25 protein-coding genes are annotated in these 22,900 nt (G+C 65.2%); 12 read left to right on the top strand and 13 right to left on the bottom strand.

The window, feature by feature from the left end:
* Window positions 1-26: 26 nt before the first annotated feature.
* On the top strand, window positions 27-866 hold the full coding sequence (locus PD284_RS22955; RefSeq protein WP_274630430.1) for an LOG family protein: 840 nt from the start codon (window positions 27-29) through the stop codon (window positions 864-866).
* An 18-nt stretch (window positions 867-884) separates the two neighbouring features.
* On the opposite strand, the gene PD284_RS22950 is transcribed toward PD284_RS22955, so the two are convergent.
* Window positions 885-1,586: a pyrimidine 5'-nucleotidase gene (locus PD284_RS22950; RefSeq protein ID WP_274630429.1), complete on the bottom strand. Its 702-nt coding sequence runs from the start codon at window positions 1,584-1,586 to the stop codon at window positions 885-887.
* Between the two features lie 150 nt (window positions 1,587-1,736).
* On the opposite strand from PD284_RS22950, the gene PD284_RS22945 reads away from it, so the two are divergent.
* The gene (locus tag PD284_RS22945) at window positions 1,737-2,498 is read left to right on the top strand and encodes a GGDEF domain-containing protein (protein ID WP_274630428.1); all 762 of its coding nucleotides are present in this window, start codon (window positions 1,737-1,739) and stop codon (window positions 2,496-2,498) included.
* A 32-nt stretch (window positions 2,499-2,530) separates the two neighbouring features.
* Here PD284_RS22945 and PD284_RS22940 read toward each other — a convergent pair whose 3' ends face one another.
* The 3 genes from PD284_RS22940 to hrcA form a co-directional block, all read right to left on the bottom strand.
* Window positions 2,531-3,163: a trimeric intracellular cation channel family protein gene (locus PD284_RS22940; RefSeq protein ID WP_274630427.1), complete on the bottom strand. Its 633-nt coding sequence runs from the start codon at window positions 3,161-3,163 to the stop codon at window positions 2,531-2,533.
* A 123-nt stretch (window positions 3,164-3,286) separates the two neighbouring features.
* Window positions 3,287-3,874, bottom strand: a complete 588-nt coding sequence (gene grpE, locus PD284_RS22935; protein WP_274630737.1) for a nucleotide exchange factor GrpE — start codon at window positions 3,872-3,874, stop codon at window positions 3,287-3,289.
* A 170-nt stretch (window positions 3,875-4,044) separates the two neighbouring features.
* Window positions 4,045-5,115: a heat-inducible transcriptional repressor HrcA gene (gene hrcA / locus PD284_RS22930; protein WP_274630426.1), complete on the bottom strand. Its 1,071-nt coding sequence runs from the start codon at window positions 5,113-5,115 to the stop codon at window positions 4,045-4,047.
* A 162-nt stretch (window positions 5,116-5,277) separates the two neighbouring features.
* Between hrcA and rph the strand changes: the two genes are divergently transcribed.
* The 5 genes from rph to PD284_RS22905 all read left to right on the top strand — a co-directional run bounded on the left by rph (window position 5,278) and on the right by PD284_RS22905 (window position 8,820).
* Complete coding sequence (rph, locus tag PD284_RS22925) at window positions 5,278-5,994, top strand: ribonuclease PH (protein ID WP_274630425.1); 717 nt, start codon at window positions 5,278-5,280, stop codon at window positions 5,992-5,994.
* Window positions 5,995-6,115: 121 nt separating this feature from the next.
* Window positions 6,116-6,526: a VOC family protein gene (locus tag PD284_RS22920; RefSeq protein WP_274630424.1), complete on the top strand. Its 411-nt coding sequence runs from the start codon at window positions 6,116-6,118 to the stop codon at window positions 6,524-6,526.
* Window positions 6,527-7,174 carry an RdgB/HAM1 family non-canonical purine NTP pyrophosphatase gene (gene rdgB / locus PD284_RS22915; RefSeq protein WP_274630423.1) on the top strand — a complete coding sequence of 216 codons (648 nt, stop codon included), beginning with the start codon at window positions 6,527-6,529 and terminating at the stop codon, window positions 7,172-7,174.
* Window positions 7,171-8,340 (top strand): radical SAM family heme chaperone HemW, encoded by a 1,170-nt coding sequence (hemW, locus tag PD284_RS22910; RefSeq protein ID WP_274630422.1) that lies wholly within the window; start codon window positions 7,171-7,173, stop codon window positions 8,338-8,340. Before rdgB ends, hemW begins: the two co-directional genes overlap by 4 nt.
* 45 nt (window positions 8,341-8,385) lie before the next feature.
* Window positions 8,386-8,820, top strand: coding sequence for an EamA family transporter (locus PD284_RS22905; protein ID WP_274630421.1), 435 nt, complete (start codon window positions 8,386-8,388; stop codon window positions 8,818-8,820).
* A gap of 34 nt (window positions 8,821-8,854) precedes the next feature.
* Here PD284_RS22905 and PD284_RS22900 read toward each other — a convergent pair whose 3' ends face one another.
* Both PD284_RS22900 and PD284_RS22895 read right to left on the bottom strand, forming a co-directional pair.
* Window positions 8,855-9,055 carry a hypothetical protein gene (locus PD284_RS22900; RefSeq protein ID WP_274630420.1) on the bottom strand — a complete coding sequence of 67 codons (201 nt, stop codon included), beginning with the start codon at window positions 9,053-9,055 and terminating at the stop codon, window positions 8,855-8,857.
* A 78-nt stretch (window positions 9,056-9,133) separates the two neighbouring features.
* Window positions 9,134-10,384 (bottom strand): penicillin-binding protein activator, encoded by a 1,251-nt coding sequence (locus tag PD284_RS22895; protein WP_274630419.1) that lies wholly within the window; start codon window positions 10,382-10,384, stop codon window positions 9,134-9,136.
* A gap of 70 nt (window positions 10,385-10,454) precedes the next feature.
* Between PD284_RS22895 and rsmI the strand changes: the two genes are divergently transcribed.
* The 4 genes from rsmI to PD284_RS22875 all read left to right on the top strand — a co-directional run bounded on the left by rsmI (window position 10,455) and on the right by PD284_RS22875 (window position 13,389).
* Window positions 10,455-11,321: a 16S rRNA (cytidine(1402)-2'-O)-methyltransferase gene (rsmI, locus tag PD284_RS22890; RefSeq protein WP_411956286.1), complete on the top strand. Its 867-nt coding sequence runs from the start codon at window positions 10,455-10,457 to the stop codon at window positions 11,319-11,321.
* Window positions 11,318-11,704: a YraN family protein gene (locus PD284_RS22885; protein ID WP_274630417.1), complete on the top strand. Its 387-nt coding sequence runs from the start codon at window positions 11,318-11,320 to the stop codon at window positions 11,702-11,704. The genes rsmI and PD284_RS22885 overlap by 4 nt, the downstream gene beginning before the upstream one ends.
* 80 nt (window positions 11,705-11,784) lie before the next feature.
* A complete protein-coding gene (locus PD284_RS22880) occupies window positions 11,785-12,606 on the top strand; it encodes a cyclase family protein (protein WP_274630416.1) in 822 nt (273 codons plus the stop codon).
* Window positions 12,607-12,729: 123 nt separating this feature from the next.
* Window positions 12,730-13,389, top strand: a complete 660-nt coding sequence (locus tag PD284_RS22875) for a peroxiredoxin (RefSeq protein WP_274630415.1) — start codon at window positions 12,730-12,732, stop codon at window positions 13,387-13,389.
* A 79-nt stretch (window positions 13,390-13,468) separates the two neighbouring features.
* On the opposite strand, the gene PD284_RS22870 is transcribed toward PD284_RS22875, so the two are convergent.
* The 5 genes from PD284_RS22870 to PD284_RS22850 form a co-directional block, all read right to left on the bottom strand.
* Window positions 13,469-13,837 (bottom strand): Fic/DOC family protein, encoded by a 369-nt coding sequence (locus PD284_RS22870; protein WP_274630736.1) that lies wholly within the window; start codon window positions 13,835-13,837, stop codon window positions 13,469-13,471.
* Window positions 13,838-14,042: 205 nt separating this feature from the next.
* A complete protein-coding gene (locus tag PD284_RS22865; RefSeq protein WP_274630414.1) occupies window positions 14,043-14,282 on the bottom strand; it encodes a hypothetical protein in 240 nt (79 codons plus the stop codon).
* Between the two features lie 21 nt (window positions 14,283-14,303).
* Window positions 14,304-15,677 (bottom strand): cytochrome P450, encoded by a 1,374-nt coding sequence (locus PD284_RS22860; protein ID WP_274630413.1) that lies wholly within the window; start codon window positions 15,675-15,677, stop codon window positions 14,304-14,306.
* A 101-nt stretch (window positions 15,678-15,778) separates the two neighbouring features.
* Window positions 15,779-17,284 carry a S10 family peptidase gene (locus PD284_RS22855; protein ID WP_274630412.1) on the bottom strand — a complete coding sequence of 502 codons (1,506 nt, stop codon included), beginning with the start codon at window positions 17,282-17,284 and terminating at the stop codon, window positions 15,779-15,781.
* 118 nt (window positions 17,285-17,402) lie between these two features.
* Window positions 17,403-18,275 (bottom strand): hypothetical protein, encoded by an 873-nt coding sequence (locus PD284_RS22850; RefSeq protein WP_274630411.1) that lies wholly within the window; start codon window positions 18,273-18,275, stop codon window positions 17,403-17,405.
* Between the two features lie 306 nt (window positions 18,276-18,581).
* On the opposite strand from PD284_RS22850, the gene gyrB reads away from it, so the two are divergent.
* Window positions 18,582-21,065: a DNA topoisomerase (ATP-hydrolyzing) subunit B gene (gene gyrB / locus PD284_RS22845; RefSeq protein ID WP_274630410.1), complete on the top strand. Its 2,484-nt coding sequence runs from the start codon at window positions 18,582-18,584 to the stop codon at window positions 21,063-21,065.
* 79 nt (window positions 21,066-21,144) lie between these two features.
* Here gyrB and PD284_RS22840 read toward each other — a convergent pair whose 3' ends face one another.
* Together PD284_RS22840 and PD284_RS22835 are read right to left on the bottom strand one after the other, a co-directional pair.
* On the bottom strand, window positions 21,145-22,230 hold the full coding sequence (locus tag PD284_RS22840) for a 3-deoxy-7-phosphoheptulonate synthase (protein WP_274630409.1): 1,086 nt from the start codon (window positions 22,228-22,230) through the stop codon (window positions 21,145-21,147).
* 253 nt (window positions 22,231-22,483) lie between these two features.
* A complete protein-coding gene (locus PD284_RS22835) occupies window positions 22,484-22,825 on the bottom strand; it encodes a hypothetical protein (protein ID WP_274630408.1) in 342 nt (113 codons plus the stop codon).
* Between the last annotated feature and the right edge of the window lie 75 nt (window positions 22,826-22,900).

Here is a 22,900-nt window from a genome sequence, read left to right as displayed (position 1 = left end):
CGACACGACTGAACGGGAATAAAGCTATGAAACCGATGGAGAATGCCGGCTGGACACCGCTGCCGCATTCGGACGAAGACCTCGAACGCGCCAAGAGCGTGCCGGACACGCCGCAGACGCGCGCGCCGACCTACCGCCTCGCATGGAACGACGAAGACTTCATGACGCGCCGCGAGACCCGGGCCGTGCGTCTCCAGCTCGAACACCTCAAGCCGGAGATGATCCTGGCCGAGAGGGGTATCCGCTCCACCGTCGTCATGTTCGGCGGCGCGCGTCTGCCGGAGCCCGGCGGACCCGCCTGGGCGGCGAAGAACGAGACGCAGAAGCGCAATCTCGAGCAGAACAGCAAATACTACGACGAGGCCCGGAAGTTCGCCCGCCTTTGTTCGCAGCAGTCGGCTGGTTCCTACTACCGTGAATTCGTCGTCGTCACCGGCGGCGGGCCAGGCGTCATGGAGGCCGGCAACCGCGGTGCGCACGACGTCGGCGCACCCTCGATCGGCCTCAACATCGTGCTGCCGCACGAGCAGGCCCCGAACCCCTACGTGACGCCGGAGCTGTGCTTCAACTTCCATTACTTCGCCATCCGCAAGATGCATTTCGTCATGCGGGCCAAGGCGATCGTGGTTTTCCCGGGCGGCTTCGGCACGCTGGACGAATTCTTCGAGACGCTGACGCTCATCCAGACCGGCCGCATGGAGCGCGTGCCGGTGATCCTCTTCGGCAGGAAGTTCTGGGAACGCGCGTTCGACCTCGACTATCTGGCCGAACAAGGCACCATATCGCCGGGCGACCAGGAGATCATCGACTACGCCGAGACCGCCGACGAGGCCTGGAATATCATCCGGGAGTTTTACGGGATCTGAGGGCGGGTCGCCCTCGCGTCACTCCGGCACAATCGTCCGCAGGAACGCCGTCAGGTCGTCCGTGACATAGTCGACCTCGTCCTCCTGCGCTGCGTCGCGCTCCCAGATCTCGGAGAAGGTCGGCTCGAAGTTGCGCGGCACCACCAGCACGGTGGTCATGCCGAGCGCCTTGGGCGCGATGAGGTTGCGCGCCAGATCCTCGAACATTGCGGCGTTGGGGCCCGCCACCTCGTGGAGGGCGAGGAACTTGTCGTAGGTCTCCCGCGCCGGCTTCGGCGTCAGGCCGGCGGCGACGATGTCGAATATGTCGTCGAACTGCTCGAAGATGCCGAGCTGGCGTGCGGTCCGCTCCGCGTGCGTGCGGCTGCCGTTCGTCAGGATGAACTTTCGCCCCGGCAGGGCCTTGATGGCGGCGCCCAGGGCCGGGTCGGGCGACAGCCACGAATAGTCGATGTCGTGGACGCGCTGGAGAAAATCGTCCGAATTGATGCCGTATCGCGCCATCAGCCCGGCAAGCGTGGTCCCGTGCTCAAGATAGAGCTCCTTCTGCAGCTTGCGCGCCTCGTCGCGCGGCAGCTTGAGCAGTTCCGACACATAGGCGGTCATCCTCACGTCGATCTGTGAGAACAGGTTCGTGTGGTGAGGATACAGCGTGTTGTCCAGGTCGAAGACCCAGGAGGTGATGTGCGCGAAGCGCGCGGCGTCCGGTGTGCTTGTCATGTCTGACCTACTAACCCAGGAAGCGCCGGACCGGAACTGCCGGGGCGCGGCGAAATGCCTCTCGGCGGCGGCTTCCCCTCTCATAGTTCGAGTTTTACGGAACGGCGAAACGGTATGTTTCGATCCGGCGGCGCATTGGGTGCGGCAGACATGATACGCATCCTCTTCAAAGCTACGCTGGCGACCCTCCTCTCCATCGCCGCTTCCCTCCTCGTCGCGATATCCATCGTCCCCGCCTTTGGCGGCGTAGTCGACGGAACGGCCTGGTTGATGTGCATCCTTTGCCCGATCTTCGTGGCATTTCCGGTAAGCGCATACACGTTCTGGCAGAGCGACCGGCTGAAGGTCGCCCTCGCAGCCCTTGCGGCGACGCACCAGGAACTGGCGGACACCCACGCCAAGCTGATGGAAAAGTCGCGTCGGGATCCGATGACGGGCTTTCTCAATCGCGAGACATTCTTCCAGGAGGTCGAGGCATGCCGCCGGCACGCGACGGCCGGCGCGTTGCTGCTGATCGACGCCGATCACTTCAAGTCGGTCAACGATCGTTTCGGCCATCTGGTCGGCGACGATGCGCTGCTCGAAATCTCGGCCGCGATCGAACGGGGCGTCCGCGCAGGGGACCTGATCGGCCGCATCGGCGGAGAGGAATTCGCCGTCCTGCTTCTCGGCGCCAGCGCGCGGGAGGCCACGCAGGTCGCCGAGCGCATCAGGAGGCAGGTCGAGGACATCCAGTTCTCGCCGGGCCAAGCCGGCGAGCTGCCGCTGACGGTCAGTATCGGCGGCACCGGGCTGTCGGCCAACGCGACGCTGAGCGACTTGATGCGCGCCGCCGACAAGCAGCTCTACGCCGCCAAGAAGAGCGGCCGCAACCGCGCCATCCTCGACACCGATGCCAAGGTGGCCGCCTGAGCCTACGGGCAGGCGGCGGACAAGCCGGTCCTTTAAGGGATGTCCTTGGGCGGCCGGCCTGGTCGGCTCTTGTAGACTGGAAGGCGCCAGTGGAACTTCAGCGCCCCGCCGCGCACCGCAAAGGCAACGATGAACCCCGCCACCGCGGAGAGGTTCATCGGCGCGCCGGCGATCTCGATGATGGTGTAGGTCGCAGCGCCGGCCAATGCGGCGGTGACGTAGATCTCGCGACTGAGGAGGACGGAGGGTTCGCTGGCCAGAAGATCGCGCAGCACGCCTCCGAAAGCGGCGGTCAGCATGCCGGTGATCATGGCGACCGGCGCCGAGCCCGTGATCGTCAGCCCCTTCTGCGCTCCCATCACCGAGAAGGCGGCGAGGCCCACGGCGTCGAGCCAGAGCAGCAGCTTGTAGCGCGACTCGACGCGGTGCGCGGAGAAGTAGACCATCAGCGTGACGGCCAGGCAGATCCATATGTAGTCGGTATTGCCGATCCAGAAGACCGGGACGCCGAGGATCAGATCGCGGACCGTGCCGCCGCCGGTCGCCGTGGCGCTGGCCAGGAACAGGAAGCCGATGATGTCGAGCTGCTTGCGCGACGCGGCAAGCGCGCCGGTGGCGGCGAACACCGCCACGCCGGCATAGTCGAGGATCTGGATGAGGAGCATGGGTCTAGGGGACTGAAAGAGTAGGGGAGTAGGGAGAAACAATATACCCTACCAGCCCGCCTGCAATCCGACGCCGGGCCAAGGCACTCGGAAACCTTGTTGCCCTACTCCCTTCTTCCCTTATTACGCGTCCTTTTCCGCCTGCTCGTTCACCGGTCCCGGCTCGGGCTTGGCGTCGTTGGCTGGCGCATGCTTGGGGCCGCCGCTCGACACGCCGACCATGGCCGGCCGCAGCACGCGCTCGCCGATCGAATAGCCGGGCTGGACGACCTGCAGCACGGTGCCCGTCGGAACCCCCGGGTTGGGGATCTCGAACATGGCCTGGTGGAAGTTCGGGTCGAACTTCTCGCCTTCCGGCGCAAGCTTCTTAACGCCGTGGCGCTCGAGCGCGGCCAGCATGGCACGTTCGGTGACCTCTACGCCCTCTACGAGCGCTGTCAGGCCCGCATCGTTTGCCTCGGCGGGCACGGCCTCGATGGCGCGGCGCAGATTGTCCGACACCGACAGCATGTCGCGCGCGAAATTGGCGATGGCGTAGGCGCGGGCGTCCTGGACGTCACGCGCCGTGCGGCGGCGAAGATTCTCCATTTCCGCGGCGGAGCGAAGCACGCGGTCCTTGAGCTCCTCGTTTTCCTTCATCAGGCGCGTCAGCACCTCGAAATCGCCTTCATCCGGCGCTTCGACGTTCACGGTCTCCGACGTATCCAGCATGTCTTCAACCGAGCCGTTTTCCTTGGGGATGTCGTTCATTGGATTTCCGTTGGTCTTGGGGGCCACGAAGTTGCGCCCGATATCGAGCTTCGGAGTCCAAAAATCAAGGCTCGAGGCGGCTTTGCCAGACGTCACGCGCCGGGCAGAGCGATGTGGACGCCTGAATGCAGCTAACGCAGCATCCGGCTGATCAGTTGCGCGGTATAGTCTACCATCGGCACGATGCGGGCATAGTTGAGCCGGGTCGGCCCGATGACGCCGAGCGCGCCCACGACGCGGGCATCCTTGTCGCGATAGGGCGCGACCACCAGCGACGAGCCGGACAGCGAGAACAGCTTGTTCTCAGAGCCGATGAAGATGCGCACGCCCGAGCCGCTTTCGGCAAGGTCGAGAAGCTGGATCAAACCGTCTTTCGTCTCCAGATCGTCGAACAGATGCTTGAGCAGTTCCAGATCGGCTTGCGCGGTCACGTTCTCGAGCAGGTTCGCGCGCCCGCGCACGATCAGCCGCGCCGGCAGGCCGCTTTCCGCGCCCGCCCAGATCGCCAGCCCTTTCTCGACCAGGGCCTGCGACAGCGTGTCGAGCGCTTGCCGCGTCTCGTCCTTCAGGCGCTCGATCTCCGTCCGCGCCTCGGCCAGCGTTCGCCCCCGGATGTGGGCGTTGAGGAAATTCGACGCTTCGTGCAACTGGGACGTGGTCACGCCGGGCGAAAGCTCGACCACACGGTTCTCCACGTCGCCGCTCTGCGACACCAGCACGGCCAGCGCCCGGGAGGGCTCCAGCTGGATGAACTCGATATGCTTGAGCGGCATCTCGTTCTTGGCGGTCAGCACCACCCCGGCGCCGCGCGACAGCCCGGAAAGCATCTGGCTGGCCTCGGTCAGCATGTGCTCTACCGAGGCGCCGCTGCCCGACGCCTTCATCTGAGCCTCGATGGCGCGCCGCTCCTCCTCGGTCAGGTCGCCAAGCTCCATGAAGGCGTCGACAAAGAAGCGCAGCCCCTTCTGGGTCGGCAGTCGCCCCGCCGAAATATGGGGTGCGTAGACGAGCCCGAGATGTTCGAGATCGCTCATCACGTTGCGCACGGTGGCCGGCGACAGCGTGGACGGCAGCAGCCGCGACAGGTTGCGCGAGCCGACCGGTTCGCCATCGCGCAGATACGAATCGACGATGCGGCGGAATATGTCTCGCGAGCGCAGGTCGAGCGTCTGCAGGGTCGGATCGGTGATCGGCTTGGTCATCGCAGCAAGGAACCTTCAGGCGTCAAGATATAGACCGCGCCGCGCCGAACTCAACATCACGCCCGGCCGTCTTGTGGCGACAGATGGCTTTTCCTTTGCGTAGGGCTCGCCCTGCCGGTAAAAGCCGGCCACGAATCCCGACCAGCGACAGCAGAGAGCCGAATGCGCCCCTCCAAACGCCAGCCCGACGAGATGCGGGCAATTTCCTTCGAACGCAACGTGTCCAAGCACGCCGAAGGCTCATGCCTCGTCAAGTTCGGCGACACGCACGTGCTCTGCACCGCGAGCCTCGAAGAAAAGGTGCCGAACTGGATGCGCAATTCCGGGCGGGGCTGGGTCACGGCCGAATACGGCATGCTGCCCCGCGCGACGGGCGATCGGATGCGGCGCGAGGCCTCGGCGGGCAAGCAGGGCGGCCGTACGCTCGAGATCCAGCGCCTGATCGGCCGCAGCCTGCGCGCCGTGGTGGACCTCCAGGCGCTGGGCGAGCGGCAGATCACGGTCGACTGCGATGTCATCCAGGCCGACGGCGGCACGCGCACCGCGGCCATCACCGGCGGCTGGGTGGCGCTTCACGACTGCCTGCGCTGGATGGAGGCGCGTCAGATGATCGCGGTTTCGAAAGTCCTGAAGGACCACGTGGCCGCCATTTCCTGCGGCATCCACAACGGCCGGCCGGTGATCGACCTCGACTATCTGGAGGATTCCTCGGCTGGCACGGACGCCAATTTCGTCATGACCGGCAAGGGCGGCATCGTGGAAGTCCAAGGAACGGCGGAAGGCGAGCCGTTCACCGAGGAGCAGTTCGGCGAGCTGATGTCCCTTGCCAGAAACGGCATCCGGCGGCTGGTCAGCCTCCAGCAGATGGCGGTCGGCTAAGGGAGTACCTTGCGATGTGGTCTTGCTCCCTCCCGTTCGGCCGCCTCGCGGCCGCCGGCTTTCCGCTGGTGGGAAGAGGGGGCGAGCATCGCAGTCGCGCCGAAAGCGCCAAGGTCCGCTCATGACCCCTTCCGCCGTCCTTGAAACCGCCCTCTACGTCACCGACCTTGTCGCGGCAGAGGCGTTTTACGCAGACGTGCTTGATCTCAGCCGAATTTCGGCGGTTCCGGGCCGTCACGCATTCTTCCGCTGCGGGCAGGGCGTCCTGCTTCTCTTCAACGCCGAGGCGACCAGGAACCCACCGCCGCCGGACGCCAAGCTGCCGGTGCCGCCGCATGGAACTGCCGGGCAAGGCCATCTCTGCTTCTCGGCCACGGCCGACGAGATCGGCCGCTGGAAGTCGCGGCTGGAATCACTCAACATCGCGATTGAAGCCGATTTCGAGTGGCCGAACGGCGGCCGTTCAATCTATTTCCGCGATCCATCCGGCAATTCGATCGAGTTCGCCGAACCGCGTATCTGGGGTCTTTGAATGCGTGATCTGAACGGGCAAACCCTGGTCGTTGCGAGCCACAACTCAGGCAAGCTGCGCGAATTCGCCGATCTGCTGGCGCCCTTCGGCATCGAAACGAAATCGGCGAAGGAGTTCGGCCTGCCCGAGCCCGAGGAGACAGGCACCACCTTCGAGCAGAATGCCTACATCAAGGCGTTCGCCGCCGCTCAGGCCACCGGCCTTCCGGCCATGTCGGACGATTCCGGCCTCGTCGTCGACGCCCTTGATGGCCAACCCGGCGTTTACACGGCCAACTGGGCTGAAAAGCCGGACGGCACGCGCGATTTCATGATGGCGATGGAGAAGACGGAAAAACTGCTTCAGGAGAAGGGCGCGACCGAGCCCGGGCAGCGCGCCGGCCGCTTCGTCGCCGTCATCTGCCTGGCCTGGCCCGACGGAGAGGCCGAGTATTTCCGTGGCGCTGCGGAGGGCCACCTCGTCTGGCCGCCGCGCGGCGAAAAAGGCTTTGGGTACGACCCGGTCTTCCTGCCGCTCGGCCACGTCCGCACTTTTGGCGAAATGAGCGCCGAGGAAAAGCACGGGTGGAAGCCGGGCCAGGCGGAAGCCCTTTCGCATCGCGCCCGCGCCTTCCAAAAGCTTGCGCGCGCGCGCCTCGGTTCGGCGTGAGGAGGATCGTTCCGATAGATCGGGATCCGGGCTTCGGGATCTACGTCCATTGGCCATTCTGCGCGGCCAAGTGCCCGTATTGCGACTTCAACAGCCATGTACGCCATCAGGGCGTCGACCAGGAGCGCTACGCCAAGGCGTTCATTGCCGAACTGGCCGACCGTCGCGAACGCACCGGCCCCCGCACCGTCACCAGCATCTTCATCGGCGGCGGCACGCCCTCGCTGATGAAGCCTGAAACGGTCGGCGCGATCCTGGAGGCCGTCGCCGCCAACTGGACCGTGCCCGACGGTATTGAGGTGACGCTCGAGGCCAACCCCTCTTCCGTGGAGGCCGAGCGCTTCCGCGGCTACCGTGCCGCCGGCGTCAACCGCGTTTCGTTGGGTGTCCAGGCGCTCAACGATGCGGACCTGCGCTTTCTCGGCCGCCTGCACAATGTGGAGGAGGCGTTGAAGGCGATCGGGCTGGCCCGCGAGATATTCCCGCGGCTCTCCTTCGACCTCATCTACGCGCGCCCCGGCCAGACCTGCGACGCCTGGGCGGCCGAACTGGAAACCGCCATCGGCTACGCCGTCGACCACCTCTCGCTCTACCAGCTCACCATCGAGGAGGGCACGCGCTTCCACGCCCTCCACGCGGCCGGAAAATTCGTCCTCCCGGACGCCGAGGCGGCGGCCGATCTCTATGAGATGACGCAGGAGGTCACTGCCGCCCACGGCCTGCCCGCCTACGAGATCTCGAACCATGCGAAGCCGGGCTGCGAGAGCCGCCACAACCTGACCTACTGGCGCTACGGCGAATATGTCGGAGTCGGGCCCGGCGCCCACGGCCGCTACGTCGAGGGTGGCAAAAGGGTGGTCACCTTCACCGAAAAGTTCCCTGAAGCGTGGCTCAATCTCGTCGAATCAAAGGGCCAGGGCCTGACCGGCGGCGAAGTGCTGACGCGCTCGGAAGAGGCCGACGAGTTCCTGATGATGGGGCTGAGGCTGGTCGAAGGCATCGACCTGACGCGCTACGAGGCGCTGTCGGGCCAGTTGCTGTCGTCGCGCCGCATGGCGATCCTCCAGGAAGAAGGCCTGATCGCGCCGGTCGGCAATTCCGGCCTGCGCGCCACCGCCGCCGGCATGGTGGTGCTCGACGCGCTTGTGGCAGACCTTGCGCGGTAGGCAGCCGAGCGCGAGTGTATTGCTTTCACCATAGAGGGGCGTCGCTTGGCCGATTTAACGTCATCATGGCTGTTCTGGGCGCTGCTGTCGGCGATTTTCGCGGCCCTGACGGCGATTTTCGCCAAGGTAGGCGTCCACGACATCGATTCCGACTATGCGACCCTGATCCGCACCGTCGTGATCTTTGGGGTGCTGGCGGCGTTGCTCGCGGCAACCGGCCGGCTGCAGGTCCCGACCGCGATCCCGGGCAACACCTACCTGTTCCTCGTCCTGTCCGGGCTGGCGACGGGCGCGTCCTGGGTCTGCTATTTCCGCGCGCTCAAGCTCGGCGACGCCGCACAGGTCGCGCCGATCGACAAGCTGAGCGTCGTCCTCGTGGCTGTATTCGGCGTGGTCTTCCTCGGTGAGCGCCTGACACTGGTGAACTGGATCGGGGTGATGCTGATCGGCGGCGGCGCTATCCTGGTTGCACAGCGCTGACACATCGGCGCCTTCGCGGGTTTCATCGCATTCGTCAGGATGACGTTTCTGGCCGCTCGCCCGACGATGCGTGCCGGCGTGCCGGTCTTGCCGGGCCGGGCTCCGCTGTTTGGCTGGCCGCCGGCTTTCTTCGCGGCTGCCGTTTGGCCCGCGTCCTTTGGGCGTTTTCGATTCCGATCTCGGTCTTTGGATCGAAATACGGCGCAAAGCTATCCTGGATCTCCAGTTCGCCCATGTGTTCCTCCGAAGGAGAGAACAACCGCCTGGCAACCGGGATGTTCCTCGGCTTCAAGAAAATTGACCGAAAGGCGGGTCAGGCGCCGCTAAAACTCGTGGGCGACGGGCTCACCACCTTGCGCTGCCCTCCGGGAAGCACTTCGTACACGGTATAGGCGCGCTGGTTTGAGCCGTCCGAGCCGAAGCGGAACACGCCGCCGTAGCCCGTGAAGCCGGAGCGGGCCTCGATCACCGCGGGTGTGAAGCCTACAGGTCCATGCAGCCTCACGATGCCTACCGCCAGCGCCACGCTGTCATAGCTAAGCACCGCGTTGGTCGACGGCTCGGCGCCGAACTTCTGTGCATAGCGCGCCTTGAACTCGCCGAGCTTCTGCTGGTCGGTGTCTGCAAACCAGGCACCGGTCAAAGTAGGGTCGCCAAGCACTGCGCTGCTCCAGAGCCCGGTTCCGAGCAGTTTCTTGCCGCTCAGGTCGACGCCGTTCGAGCGCAGCGCGGCAGCGACTGCGCTCGGGCTGTTGCCGCCGTCCGGGATGAAGATCGCCTGCGCCTCGCCGGCCTTGGCGGCGATGTTGGAGGCCGCGGTCTGCACCGAGGCGTCGCTGGGGTCGTAACGCTCCACCTGCAGCAGCGCGCCGCCCAATACGCCGAGCGTCTGCTGCAGTTGCCGCTCCGCCAGTGCGCCTGCGGCGTTGTTAGGAACCATTGCGACGAAGGTCTTGTAGCCCTGCGAGAACGCGTAGGCCGCGGTACGGTCGACCACGCTCTGCGGCAGGAACGAGTTCAGGTAGACGCCGCCACCCGCCACCGTCTGGTCCGACGAGAAGGCGATCGCGATCTTGCCTGCCTGCCGCAATACGGTCGCGGCTTGAATGACTTCCGGCGCGAATACCGGCCCCAGCACGAGGGAGGACCCTTCCGCCGTCGCTTCGGTCGCCATGGCGAGCGCCTGCGCCGGCTCGCCTGCGGTATCCTTGACCACGATCTGCAGGGAGTCCGCACCAAGATCCTCGATGGCGAGCTGCGCGGCGTTGCGCAATTCGATGCCGATCTTGCCGCCACTGCCGGGGGCGCTCAGCGGCAGCAGCATAGCCACCCGCACCGCACCCGCGCCGATGATCTCGCCGTTGGCGGGCGGCAGAGCTTCGGTCACGCTCGGCTGTTGCTGCTGCGGTTCACCCGGCAGGCCAGTCGGCACCGACTGACAGCCGGCGGACGCCAGGGCCAGCATCGAAAGCCCGCCAAGCAGCAGGCGTCGTCGTGTAAGATTGGCTTTCATCGGCAAGTCTTCAGGACGTGTTCGCGCGCTTTGCAACCCCATGCTCGACATGTCAATGCTTGGCCGCGCGGATCGATCCCGCTCAATCGACGGAGAAAATGTGGAAAATCGGGCAGCCTACGTGATCGCCGGCACGGAAATCGCCGCTCGGCCGCTCGAGCCGGCGCTTTATCTCGTGGCCACGCCGATCGGCAACCTCGGCGACATCACGTTGCGCGCGCTGGAGACGCTGGCCGCCTGCGACGTGCTCGCCTGCGAGGACACCCGGGTCACCCGCGTCCTGCTCGACCGCTACGGCATCAGGCAACGGTCGTTCGCCTATCATGAACACAATGCGGAGGAGGCCGGACCGCGACTGATCGCTGCGCTCGAGGAGGGCCGCAGCGTCGCGCTGGTATCGGACGCGGGCACGCCGTTGGTTTCCGACCCTGGCTATCGCCTTGTCGAGCGGGCGCGCGAGGCGGGCATCCGCGTCGTCCCCGTGCCCGGTCCCTCGGCCGTGCTTGCCGCGCTGACAGGCTCCGGCCTGCCTTCGGATGCCTTCATGTTTGCCGGTTTCCTGCCGGTTAAGGACGGCGCCCGCCGGTCACGCCTGGAGGAACTCAGGGCCGTTCCGGCGACACTGATCTTCTTCGAATCGCCACGCCGCCTTGCCGACAGCCTTGCCGCCATGGCCGACGTGCTGGGCGAGCGCCGCGCGACAATCGGCCGGGAACTTACCAAGGCGTTCGAGGAGTTCCGGACGGAAACCCTGCCCTCGCTTGCCGCACACTATGCCGAAGCGGAGACGCCGAAGGGCGAGGTCGTCGTCTGCGTGGCGCCGCCGGGGGACGAGCCAGTGGAGGCCGGTGACGTCGACCGCCTGCTCCTGTCGCTGGCCGCGGAGATGCCTGCTTCCAAGGCGGCCGGCGAGGCGGCCCGCATGACCGGCGGCAAGAAGCCGGACCTCTACCGCCGCCTGCTCGAGCTGAAGGAAACCGGGCGGTGACAGAGGGTGGCGAGACGGCGCGTGCCCGACGCTTCGCCGCCTATCGCCGCGGTCACCGCAGCGAGTGGCTGGCGGCGCTGGCCCTGCTGGTCAAGGGCTACCGCATCGTGGCCCGACGCTACCGCACGAAACTCGGCGAGATCGACCTGATCGCCCGCCGCGGGGATCTGGTCCTGATCGTCGAGGTGAAGGCGCGCCCCACGTTGGCCGAGGCGATGGACGCCATCGGCGGCATGTCGGCGCGGCGCATCGAGGGCGCGGCCGATCTCTGGCTGGTCCGCCAGCGCGACTATGCGCGCCTTTCGCTCCGTTTCGACATGGTGGCGGTGCTGCCGCGCCGCTGGCCGGTGCATGTGGAGAATATTTTCCAGGGACGCATCTGACGTAGCGTAAACCTGCCTTGCCAGACGCTGCCGGAGGGAACACTCTTGCCGCGCAACGGACACGAAGGGGAGCGTTCCAGATGTGCCATCACTGCGTCATCGAGAATGTCAAAGCCAGCATGCTGAGCCGCAGGAGCTTCTTCACCGGCGGCCTGGCCGCCGCAGCGGGCGTCGCCGCGCTGGCCACGTCCGCCCCAACCCCGGTATTCGCGCAGACGCCAGCCAAGACACACGACTTGACGCACGAGCTGTTCGACAAGTTTCCGACCTACTTCGGCGGCCAGCAGCTCTTCTACGACAAGAAGTTCGACTACGCGAAGGACACCTTCAACCTCTACGAACTTCGCCTGAGCGAGCACACCGGCACCCACATCGATGCGCCACTCCATTTCAGCGCGGACGGCAAGTCCGTCGCCGAGCTGCCCGTCGAGGACCTGGTGGCGCCGCTCGTCGTCATCGACATCAAGTCGAAGGCGGCGGAGAGCGCGGACGCGCAGGTGACGCCGGAGGATATCAAGGCCTGGACCTCGGCCAATGGCGACCTGCCGGAAGGCTGCGTTGTCGCCATGAACTCCGGCTGGGGTCAACATGTGCTGACCGACAAGTTCCGCAATGTCGGGGACGACGGCAAGACGATGCATTTCCCCGGCTTCCATGTGGACGCGGTCAAGCTGCTTCTGGAGACCTCGGCGAAGGCGATTGCGGTCGACACGCTGTCGCTCGATTTCGGCGCCTCGCCGGACTTCATTGTCCACAACACCTGGCTGCCGGCCGGTCGCTACGGCATCGAGGGCATCGCCAATCTGGACGGCCTGCCCGCCAAGGGCGCGACCATCATCGTCGGCGCCCCCAAGATCAAGGGCGGCACCGGCGGTCCTGCGCGTGTGTTCGCAATGGTCTAGAGGCGGTGAACGCACTGGCGATTTCGGGCGGCACGTTGCATTATGACCGGATACCAAAGTTTTTAGAGCTGATCGGCTGACCCGTTCGTCAAACGGTCACAACGAGCAGGGAAGGATACCCCTATGAGCATTCGCCTCAACGACACTGCCCCCGACTTCACGGCTGACACCACCGAAGGCAAGATCAATTTCCACGAGTGGATCGGCGACGGCTATGCGGTCCTTTTCTCACACCCGAAGAACTTTACGCCGATCTGCACGACCGAGCTTGGCTACATGGCGGGAATGGAGGACGAGTTCTCCAAGCGCAACGCAAAGATCATCGGTATCTCGGTCGATCCCGTCGAAAGCCACCACAAGTGGAAAGCCGACATCGAGACGGCTACGGGACACGCCGTCAATTATCCGATGATCGGCGACACCGAGCTGAAGGTCGCAAAGCTCTACGACATGTTGCCGGCAGATACGGCCGGCACCAGCGAGGGGCGCACCCCGGCCGACAACCAGACGGTTCGTTCGGTGTTCGTCATCGGACCGGACAAGAAGGTGAAGCTGACGCTGACCTATCCGATGACGACGGGGCGCAACTTCGACGAGATCCTGCGCGCGATCGACTCCATTCAGCTCACCGCCAAGCATCGGGTGGCGACGCCGGCCAACTGGAAGCAGGGCGAAGATGTGGTGCTGACCGCGGCCGTCTCCGACGAGGAAGGCAACACCGTCTATGGCGGCTTCGAACGCGTGCTGCCCTATCTGAGGAAGACCAAGCAGCCGGCGAACTGATCGTTGCGGTAGCCCCTTTTTCGCCGCGTGGCGCACGCCTTCATTCCCGGCGAGGATGGCGCGCCATGGCGGCGGGAAATCAGCTTCCCGGTTCGGCCAGCGCCGCTGAGATGCAGCGGCGCATTCGGTCGTAGCGGCCGAAATGCGCGTCGCGCGAGGCGGCCATCCAGGCTTCTCGCTCGATCCGCGTCACGTCGAGCCGGTGGCCGGCTTCGGCGGCGAGTTGCCTGAGATAGACCATCTGCACGCGGCCGTTTCCCTCGCGGAACGGGTGCACATGGTTGATGTCGCCGATGATCTCTCCGGCCTGCCGCGCGAATGCGTCGCCCGACAGGCCTTTAAGAAAATCCGCTTCGACGAGTCGGCGGTGCACATCCGCCATTCCGGTCTCGATGAAACGCCGGAACTGGAACTGGCTGCCGCCCTTCGAAAGCTCGACGGTGCGTATCTGTCGCGCCCAGTCGTAGAGATCCTGGAACAGATGCCGTGGATGGCTTTCAGATGCGCGAGGTCGAACTTTCCGGAGGGAACGCGACCGAGCATGCGCCGCGCCACGAACTCGCGTTCGACATAGTCGAGTTCGTCCGCGTCACGAATGCCGAACTTGTTGCGAAGAACGCCATAACTGGGAGGATAGCAATAGACCTCGTCGGTCATTCGCCGGGGATGGCGCCATGCCGGTCAAGCACGCGCTGTCGCAAATAGGCGATACAGCGCTCTTCCGACCATCCCTCGCGCTCAAACATCTCGAACATTGCAACTTGACTGGCATCGAGCGGATTGCCTTCGAGCGCCTGCAGGTGCATCGCTTCCTTCAGCGTCAAGCCGGCGGGCGGGATGTTCGCTTCAGTCTTCAGGGCGTCACCAGAGCGGATTCCGCCGAAAGCTGCCACCGATCCGGGCGCCGGACACGCTTACCTCCGCCGCGACACCGCCATCGGCAGACCACCCTGTGGCTGGGTGGTCAGCTTCTGAACCGGCCAGGGCTGCGTCTCCGCAACGGTATCGAAGCGGAACCGCGACAGCATCACGGCAAGGGCGATGATGGCTTCCTGCATGGCGAAGGTCGTGCCGATGCACACCCGCGGCCCCGCGCCGAAGGGCAGGTATTGGAAGCGATCGATCTTCTCGCGCCGCCCCGGATGGAAGCGCTCTGGCATGAAGGCGTCCGGCTTGTCCCAGAGCTTCCGATGGCGGTGGATCACCCAGGGCATGACCAGCACTGCCGCGCCCTTGCGGATGTAGAGGTCCTTGTAGGTTTCCGGCTCGATCGGCTCGCGGTTGATCGACGGCGCCGGCGGATAAAGCCGCAGCGCCTCCTCGAAAGCGGCCCGCGTCAGCGGCATCGCGTCCAGCCATTTCGCCGGATCGGGTTCGCGCTTGAGCACGGCGTCGATCTCGACCTCGACCTTGTCGCGCTCCCACGGCGCCTCGGCGAGGCAGAAAAGGGTCCAGCCGAGCGCCCGCGCGGTCGTCTCGTGGCCGGCGCCGATGAAGGTGATGATATTGTCCTCGATCTCGGCGCGGCTGAGCCCCTCCGGTCCCTCGGCCTTGAGCAGCAGCGTCAGAAAATCCTGCGGCGCCCCGTCGGGATCGCGGCGCAGCCGCTCGGCCCGCATCTCCATCGTGTCGCTGACGATCTTGCGGAAATAGGCCATCGTCTTGCGCCCGCGCAACCGGGTCAGCCGCGGCAGCCATTCCGGCGCGCGTAGCAGGTCGAGCGGATCGACGCGCCCCATGGTCTCCAGCAGCCGGTCGACGTCATGGGCAAAACTGCCGGATTCGCCGGCGATCTCGCCCGAGAACAGGGTCTCGGCAAGGATGTCGTAGGTCAGCATCGTCATGTCGTGGGCGATGTCGACGGTCCCGGAAACTTCCTCGTATTTCTCGACGAAGGCCAGCGTGCGATCGAGCATCGGCCGGGCGAAGCCGAAAATGTTGCGCGGCGTGAACACCGGCGCCATGGCCTTGCGCGAGCGCTTCCAGACGTCGCCTTCGGCCGTCAGGAGGCCGTCGCGCAGGATCGGTCTGAGGATGAGCTGGCGCACCCGCGCCATCTTGTAGTTCTTCGCATTGTCGACCAGCACGTGGCGGACGAGGCCGGGGTCGTTGGCGATCACCAGCGGCCCGCCGATGCCCGTCACGCTGATCCACGGCTCGTTGTAGGAGGGCTCGCCCCACAGCTCGAGCGGGTTCCGGTAGACGATCCGTATCATCTCCAGCGTCGACGGCGGCGAGCTTCGCGGTTGCGGCGCGGGCGGGACGAACGGTGCGGGCGAGGTGTCCATAAGCTGAATCTAGGCCGGGCAGGTGGAGGCTTCAATCGAAGTGACGTCGATCGAAGCGTTGAGCGAAGGGCGCGCGTGCAGCTGGCCTGGGCGGAGCGTCCTCACTGCGTCGCCTCATACAGCTCCGCGGCCGCTTCCTTCAGCGCCCGCCTTCCGTCCTGCCGGAAATACATCATGTGGCCGCCGTCGAGCACGTCGATTCGGATCGGCTTGGCTTCCGGAAGCGGCGGAAGCTGGCCGACGAGATAGCGCGAGACCATGTAGGGCGTGACCAGATCCGTGTAGCCGTGGACGATCAGCACGCCGAGCGCGGGGTTCAGCGTCCGCGCCTGCTGCAGGTCGCCCATCACGCCGACATAGCCCTGGCGGGTGGGGCTGGTCCCGTAGTCCCAGTTGCCGCTGATCTGCCGGTTGAGCACGCGGTAGCTCATGTCGGTGCGGAAGTTCAGCTCCTCGCGTGCATAGTCGACGAAAGCCGAGGTGAGCACCGGGACGCTGCGATCGAGCACCGGGTCGGGGCCGCTTGCCCCCGACCGGTCGGTCACCCCGATCATGCCGTCATAGGCACTGAGTACCTTGCCCGCATCGCTCGAAAACTTACTGGTGAACAGCGAGGTGGAAATCCGCGCGAAATTCTTCTGCACGAGATCGAGCGGCAACCCGGTGAACTCGGCCACGCGTTGGCTCGCCCGCCGGCCACCTTCTTCGAGACCGCTGACGAGCGCGGTGAGATAGTCGCCGAGCGCATAGCGCTCGACCTCGGCCAGCCGTTCCTCGAATTCCGGGCCTGTAACGCCTTCGCTGCGCAGGCGGACGGCCGCGAGCGAGGGTAGCTCAAGCGCCCAGTGGAGGGGCTGGAATTCGTCCGGGCGCACCAGCGTGAACTCCAGCGCCGGTGAGATCAGCACGATGCCGCTCGGGCTGATGCCGATGTCCTCCTGCAGCGTTTTGGCCAGGAGCGCGGCGCGGAATCCGCCATAGCTTTCTCCAGCTAGATACACCGGCGAGCCGGTGCGGCCTTCCCGGGCGAGAAAGAGGCGGACGAAGGCGCCCATGGACGTGGCGTCCTGGCTGACGCCCCAGAAGCTGCGGGTCTCCTGGCCCGGCGCCTCGCGGCTGTATCCCGTGCCGACCGGATCGACGAAGACCAGGTCGGTCATGTCCAGCCAGGTATCGGGATTGTCGATCAGCCTCTGTGGCGAGGGGAGGAAGCTCCCGTCCGCCGCCGTCGCGATGATGCGCGGTCCCAGCGCGCCGAGATGAAGGTAGGCGGCTGCCGCCCCCGGTCCGCCGTTGAAAACGAAGGTGAGAGGGCGCTGCCGGTTCTGGCGCGCGTCTGCTCCCGGGCGCAGCGCATAGGCGACGAAGAAGATTTCGGCTGTCACCTCTCCCTTGCCGGACAGCAGGGACAACGTGCCGGCCTTCGTCCGATAGTCGAGCGTGCGCCCGGAAATGGTGATCGAATGATCGGTCGTCTGCGGGACCGGGAGCAGGGACAGGGCGCCTCCCGAGGGCGCGGGCCGGTCGGCGACGTCCGCTGCAACCGGGGCCGTGCCGCTGCCGAGCAGGAAGAGCGCGAGGATGAATTCTCTCAACAGCGGTCGCATGACGCCTCCACACAATGCGCGCCGAGGCTATCATGCGATGGGACAGGCCGAATTCACAGGACCGTGTCCGACGGTTGCGCGGGTCGATGGCGTCGCGCGGCTTCGCGCCGGAGCCCGCTCAGACGAACTCTTCATGAGCGCTGCTCCAGCGCTTGACCTGGAACTCCGGTCGCGCCGCGAGAGCCCTGCGGAGCGTTCTCAGACGCTCCTCCCATTTAGGCAGGCCGATCTTCAGCAGCCTGTCGAGCGGATTGGGGCTTCTCAACGCGCTGTCGATCAGCGGCCACGTCATCCGGCCGGCGCGTCCTTGGTGCAGGATGTCCGCGATCACCGCGCACTGGGCTGCGGGGCGTCCGTCGATCCCGACGCGGTTCTCGGCGCGGCGCATGAGGCTGCGAAAGGTCGCGATCATCTGATTGACCTGCGCCGCCTGGGCGTCCACCGAGTTGGTGGTCCAGTGGATGAGCTTGGCAGCAGCGATCACCTCGGCATCCTGCACCTCGGACAGGTCCGGGTTGAGGTATTTCATCAGCTTGTCAGTGCTCTCGTCGGTTTCCAGCACGACCGGAGCGTCCGGGTTCTCGGTGCGGCAGATGCGCTCGTCGATGAGGCCCAGGTGCGGAAAATACTCATTTGCGCCCGGCAAGCCGAGCATTGCCCGGAAGTATCTGACGAAATCTCCGTTCGGGACATGCGCCGCGAACTGCCCGAATCCGAACGTGAATGCGGCGCGGTCATAGCTGTTCAATGTCAGGAAGTTGCGGCCTTCGCAGATTGCAGTCGGCTCTATGAAGGAGGCCCAGAAGCCGAACTTGTCCTTGAAGTTTGCGGCTTCGTAGATCAGCCGCGTCAGCCGGCTGCCGGAGAATATGTTATAGAGCCCGATATTGCCCTCATAGGGGACCCGACGCCCGACGAAGAATTGCAACTGGTCGGCGGCTCGGCACGAAAAGTCATTCCCATTGCGAATGATCGTGAAGAGTATCGACATAATCTTCCCTCGAAAGTTGTCGATGTTGATATACGCAACCATAGGGAGAGATGGATGTAAAGCGCCGGTCGCCGGAAGGGTGGTTTTCCTGACGCACAATGCGCCTGGAGCGCCGGTCTTCCCTGTCGCCGGTTTGACTTGCCGCGCATCGCGGCGTGGCGGTCAGGATTCACTACTTTCAGAGGCGCAAAATGCCGCGCCGATTTGGAGAATCGGCTTGGAAAGCCTATATCTAGAAGGTCATGCGAGGCGTGATTCGGCCGCATTCCGCGCGTAGCTCCGCCTCAGTTCCAATGAAAGCAGTTCATGAGCGACGATACCGAAAACGGCAACGGCGGCAGCGTTCAGTACGGCGCTGATTCAATCAAGGTTTTGAAGGGGTTGGACGCGGTCCGCAAGCGTCCGGGGATGTATATCGGCGACACCGACGACGGGTCGGGCCTGCACCACATGGTCACAGAAGTCGTCGACAACGCCATCGACGAGGCGCTCGCGGGTCATGCCGACCTGGTATCGGTGACGCTCAACCCGGACGGCTCCTGTACGGTGGCTGACAACGGCCGCGGCATTCCTACCGATCTTCACCCGACGGAGGGCGTTTCCGCCGCCGAAGTCATCATGACGCAACTCCATGCGGGCGGGAAGTTCGACCAGAATTCCTACAAGGTCTCCGGTGGCCTCCACGGCGTTGGCGTTTCGGTGGTGAATGCGCTGTCCGTCTGGCTGAAGATCAAGATTCGTCGCGACGGCAAGATTCATGAGATGAGCTTTTCCCATGGCGAGGCGGATGCGCCGCTTGCCGTGGTCGGCAGCTACGTACAGGACAAGCAGCCCGGCACTTATGAGGGTCGCAGCGGCACGTCTGTCACTTTCCTGCCCTCGCCAGCGACGTTCTCCATGGTCGACTTCGATTACAACACGCTGGAGCACCGGCTGCGCGAACTCGCCTTCCTGAACTCCGGCGTGCGCATCGTGCTGACCGACAAGCGCCACGCCGACGTCAAGCAGGCGGAACTGATGTACGAGGGCGGCCTGGAAGCTTTCGTTCGGTTTCTCGATCGGGCGAAGAAGCCGTTGATCGACAAGCCGGTGGCCATCCGCGCGGAGCGCGACGGCATCACCGTCGAGGTGGCCATGTGGTGGAATGACAGCTACCACGAGAACGTGCTGTGCTTCACCAACAACATCCCGCAACGCGACGGCGGAACGCACCTTGCCGGCTTTCGCGGCGCGCTGACGCGCCAGGTCATCGGCTATGGCAGCAGTTCGGGCCTGACCAAGAAGGAGAAGGTCGAACTCACCGGGGACGACTGTCGCGAGGGCCTGACGGCGGTGCTGTCCGTCAAGGTTCCGGATCCGAAATTCTCCTCGCAGACCAAGGACAAGCTGGTGTCCTCCGAGGTCCGTCCGGTGGTGGAAAGCCTTGTGAACGAGGCTCTTGGGACATGGCTTGAAGAACATCCGGCCGAAGGCAAGGTGGTGGTCGAGAAGGTCATCCAGGCTGCCGCCGCCCGCGAGGCGGCGCGCAAAGCGCGCGACATCACCCGCAAGAGCACACTGGGCGTCACCTCGTTGCCAGGCAAGCTGGCGGACTGCCAGGAGCGCGACCCGGCCAAGTCCGAACTGTTCATCGTCGAGGGCGACTCCGCCGGCGGCTCGGCCAAGAGCGGCCGGTCGCGTCAGAACCAGGCCATCCTGCCGCTGCGCGGAAAAATCCTGAATGTCGAGCGCGTACGTTTCGACCGCATGCTGTCGTCCGACATGATCGGCACGCTGATCACTGCGCTCGGGACGTCCGTCGGCAAGGATGAGGTCAATGGCTTCAACATCGACAAGCTACGCTACCACAAGATCATCATCATGTCGGACGCCGACGTCGACGGCGCTCACATCCGCACCCTGCTGCTGACGTTCTTCTTCCGGCAAATGCCGGAACTCATCGAGCGCGGTCATCTCTACATAGCTCAGCCGCCGCTCTACAAGGTGACGCGCGGCAAGAGCTCGCAATACATCAAGAATGAAGGCGCGTTCGAGGAATTCCTGATCGCTTCGGGCCTCGACGACGCTTCTCTCACGCTGGCTTCCGGCGAGGTTCGCAGCGGCCAGGATCTGCATGCGGTGGTCGAGGATGCGCTTGCGGTGCGCTCGCTGATCAACGGGCTCCACACGCGCTACAACCGCAGCGTCGTCGAGCAGGCGGCGACCGCCGGCGCGCTGAAGCCGGAGCTCTTCGACGACCTCGGCCGCGCCAACGTCGTGGCCAAGATCGTCGCGGCCCGGCTGGACGCCATTGCCGAGGACACCGAGCGCGGCTGGGACGGCCATGTCTCGACCTCGAATGAAGAAGGCCCCGGCGGATATGTGTTCGAACGCACCGTGCGCGGCGTCAAGGAAACGGCGCATCTCGACATGGGGCTGATCAATTCCGCCGACGCGCGCGCGCTCGACCGCTACGCGCCACGCCTCGAAGAGGTCTACGCAACGCCGCCGACGCTTCGCCGCAAGGATGTCTCGCAGGCGATCGCGGGACCGTTGGCGCTCCTCGATGCGGTGTTCGCCGCTGGTCGCAAGGGCCTGACTATGCAGCGCTACAAGGGTCTTGGCGAGATGAACGCGGAGCAGCTTTGGGAGACGACGCTCGATCCGGACGCCCGTTCGCTGCTGCAGGTGAAAATCTCCGACGCCACCGACGCCGATTCGCTGTTCAGCCGCCTCATGGGTGACGAGGTCGAGCCACGCCGCGAGTTCATCCAGGAGAACGCGCTGAACGTGGCGAACCTGGACGTCTGAGGACGCCGTATCGCTTGAGTCCGGCGGCGGCTCGGGAGCCATCGATCCGCCGCCTGCTGTTTTTGCCGCCAGACAGGCGTCAGGCTGCGCCGGAGCGGACCTCCGCCTGGCGCGCCTTTCGCCGCGCCTCGACTGCCTCGGCGAGCACCTGCAGCACGTCGGCGGTGGTGTCCCAGTCGATGCAACCGTCGGTGATGCTCTGGCCGTAGGTCAACGCCTTGCCGGGCACGACATCCTGCCGGCCGGCGACCAGGTTGCTCTCGATCATCACGCCCATGATGCGGCGGTCGCCCTGCGCCATCTGGTGCGCGATGTCATCGACCACACGCGGCTGGTTCTCCGGCTTCTTGGAGCTGTTGGCGTGGCTTGCGTCGATCATCACCTGCGGCTTCAGGCCTGACTTCGCAAGATCCGCGCAGGCCGCATCGACGCTCGCCGCGTCATAGTTGGGTTGGCTGCCGCCGCGCAGGATGATGTGGCAGTCGCCGTTGCCGGTCGTCGCGGCGATGGCCGAGCGCCCGCCCTTCGTCACCGCCATGAAGTGATGCGGGTGCGAGGCCGATTTGACGGCATCCGCAGCAATCCGCACGTTGCCGTCGGTCCCGTTCTTGAAGCCGACCGCGCATGACAGGCCGGACGCCAGCTCGCGGTGGATCTGGCTTTCGGTTGTGCGCGCGCCGATGGCGGCCCAGGAAACCAGGTCGGCGATGTACTGCGGCGTCGTCATGTCGAGGAACTCGGTTGCCGCTGGCAGGCCGAGATTGTTGACGGCGGAGAGCACGTTGCGCGCCAGCCTGAGACCCTTGTCGATGTTGAAGCTGTCGTCGAGGTCCGGATCGTTGATGAGCCCCTTCCAGCCGACTGTCGTGCGCGGCTTCTCGAAGTAGACCCGCATCACGATCTCAAGCCGGTCGGCGAGCGTCTCCCTCAGGGCGGCCAGCTTCACCGCATAGTCGATGGCGGCTTCCGGATCATGGATTGAGCAGGGGCCGACGACGACCAGAAGCCGGTCGTCGCTACCCTGCAGAATGGCGTGGACCGCGTTGCGCGCCGCGGTCACGGTCTTGGTGGCCGTCAAGGTGCGCGGTATCTCGCGCATCACCTCGTCGGGTGTGCTCAGTTCTTTGATTTCCTTGACGCGAAGGTCGTCTGTGGTGGTCAACACGGCTCTTGGCTCCAGTTTGGGACCTGCCGGCGACACAAAAAAGCCGCCAGGTCTGGCGGCTGTTCGGACTTTTCTGCTTCAATCTTCAGATCGAGCGTGATCCTCCCACCGCCGGCGAGCTCTCGAAGCTAAAGTACCAAAAATAGCTGGCGGCAAGGTGGATCATGCATGCGCTATACTGCAAGTGGAGCGCCCTGTCACCCCCGCAATCTCGACTGCGTTTGCGCCGTGGCCGGCCTGACTGCCTTCTCCGCTATGCCGCGGCCGTCTGCGGCCCGCAGGAAGGATGTGCAGCGCGGCAGTCGCGCGTCTGGCCGCCGAGCACTCGGCGCACCCGAATCCTCGGTTCCAGTTCCTCCTGCGCCCGGAAGATCACGCCGATGACGCGGTTGAGCAGCGCCGCATCGTCAGGAAGCTCGAGCGCCACGTCCACCACGTCCATCCCGGCTTGCGTGGTCGGTGCGCTGCATGCGCCCGGCAACGCCGGAGCGATCGCCTCGACATCCTCGACGATCTCGCGGAGGCTGTGAGCTGCCGCCTGGAAGGTCACCAGCAATGACTGTTCCCAAGCGATCGGGTTCCGGGCGGTTTCCATGGGGATGCTCCAGCTATTCTACCCGGCATTCATAGCACCCCCCTCCTGACAACAGCCTGTCAGTATGGGTCAGCA

This window comes from Mesorhizobium shangrilense (assembly GCF_028826155.1).
Classification (GTDB): Bacteria; Pseudomonadota; Alphaproteobacteria; order Rhizobiales; family Rhizobiaceae; genus Arvimicrobium; species Arvimicrobium flavum.
This window is presented reverse-complemented; position numbering and strand designations above follow the sequence as displayed.

What these genes read in the sequence shown, in the direction of transcription:
- PD284_RS22895 (WP_274630419.1), bottom strand. Translation starts at nt 10,384, where the DNA reads ATGTCGAGCATGGGGTTGCAAAGCGCGCGAACACGTCCTGAAGACTTG.
- PD284_RS22850 (WP_274630411.1), bottom strand. Translation starts at nt 18,275, where the DNA reads ATGTCGATACTCTTCACGATCATTCGCAATGGGAATGACTTTTCGTGC.
- PD284_RS22950 (WP_274630429.1), bottom strand. Translation starts at nt 1,586, where the DNA reads ATGACAAGCACACCGGACGCCGCGCGCTTCGCGCACATCACCTCCTGG.
- PD284_RS22855 (WP_274630412.1), bottom strand. Translation starts at nt 17,284, where the DNA reads ATGCGACCGCTGTTGAGAGAATTCATCCTCGCGCTCTTCCTGCTCGGC.
- PD284_RS22875 (WP_274630415.1), top strand. Translation starts at nt 12,730, where the DNA reads ATGAGCATTCGCCTCAACGACACTGCCCCCGACTTCACGGCTGACACC.
- grpE (WP_274630737.1), bottom strand. Translation starts at nt 3,874, where the DNA reads ATGCTGGATACGTCGGAGACCGTGAACGTCGAAGCGCCGGATGAAGGC.
- hrcA (WP_274630426.1), bottom strand. Translation starts at nt 5,115, where the DNA reads ATGACCAAGCCGATCACCGATCCGACCCTGCAGACGCTCGACCTGCGC.
- PD284_RS22860 (WP_274630413.1), bottom strand. Translation starts at nt 15,677, where the DNA reads ATGGACACCTCGCCCGCACCGTTCGTCCCGCCCGCGCCGCAACCGCGA.
- PD284_RS22920 (WP_274630424.1), top strand. Translation starts at nt 6,116, where the DNA reads ATGACCCCTTCCGCCGTCCTTGAAACCGCCCTCTACGTCACCGACCTT.
- PD284_RS22945 (WP_274630428.1), top strand. Translation starts at nt 1,737, where the DNA reads ATGATACGCATCCTCTTCAAAGCTACGCTGGCGACCCTCCTCTCCATC.
- PD284_RS22940 (WP_274630427.1), bottom strand. Translation starts at nt 3,163, where the DNA reads ATGCTCCTCATCCAGATCCTCGACTATGCCGGCGTGGCGGTGTTCGCC.
- rdgB (WP_274630423.1), top strand. Translation starts at nt 6,527, where the DNA reads ATGCGTGATCTGAACGGGCAAACCCTGGTCGTTGCGAGCCACAACTCA.
- PD284_RS22900 (WP_274630420.1), bottom strand. Translation starts at nt 9,055, where the DNA reads ATGGGCGAACTGGAGATCCAGGATAGCTTTGCGCCGTATTTCGATCCA.
- rph (WP_274630425.1), top strand. Translation starts at nt 5,278, where the DNA reads ATGCGCCCCTCCAAACGCCAGCCCGACGAGATGCGGGCAATTTCCTTC.
- PD284_RS22880 (WP_274630416.1), top strand. Translation starts at nt 11,785, where the DNA reads ATGTGCCATCACTGCGTCATCGAGAATGTCAAAGCCAGCATGCTGAGC.
- gyrB (WP_274630410.1), top strand. Translation starts at nt 18,582, where the DNA reads ATGAGCGACGATACCGAAAACGGCAACGGCGGCAGCGTTCAGTACGGC.
- PD284_RS22955 (WP_274630430.1), top strand. Translation starts at nt 27, where the DNA reads ATGAAACCGATGGAGAATGCCGGCTGGACACCGCTGCCGCATTCGGAC.
- PD284_RS22835 (WP_274630408.1), bottom strand. Translation starts at nt 22,825, where the DNA reads ATGGAAACCGCCCGGAACCCGATCGCTTGGGAACAGTCATTGCTGGTG.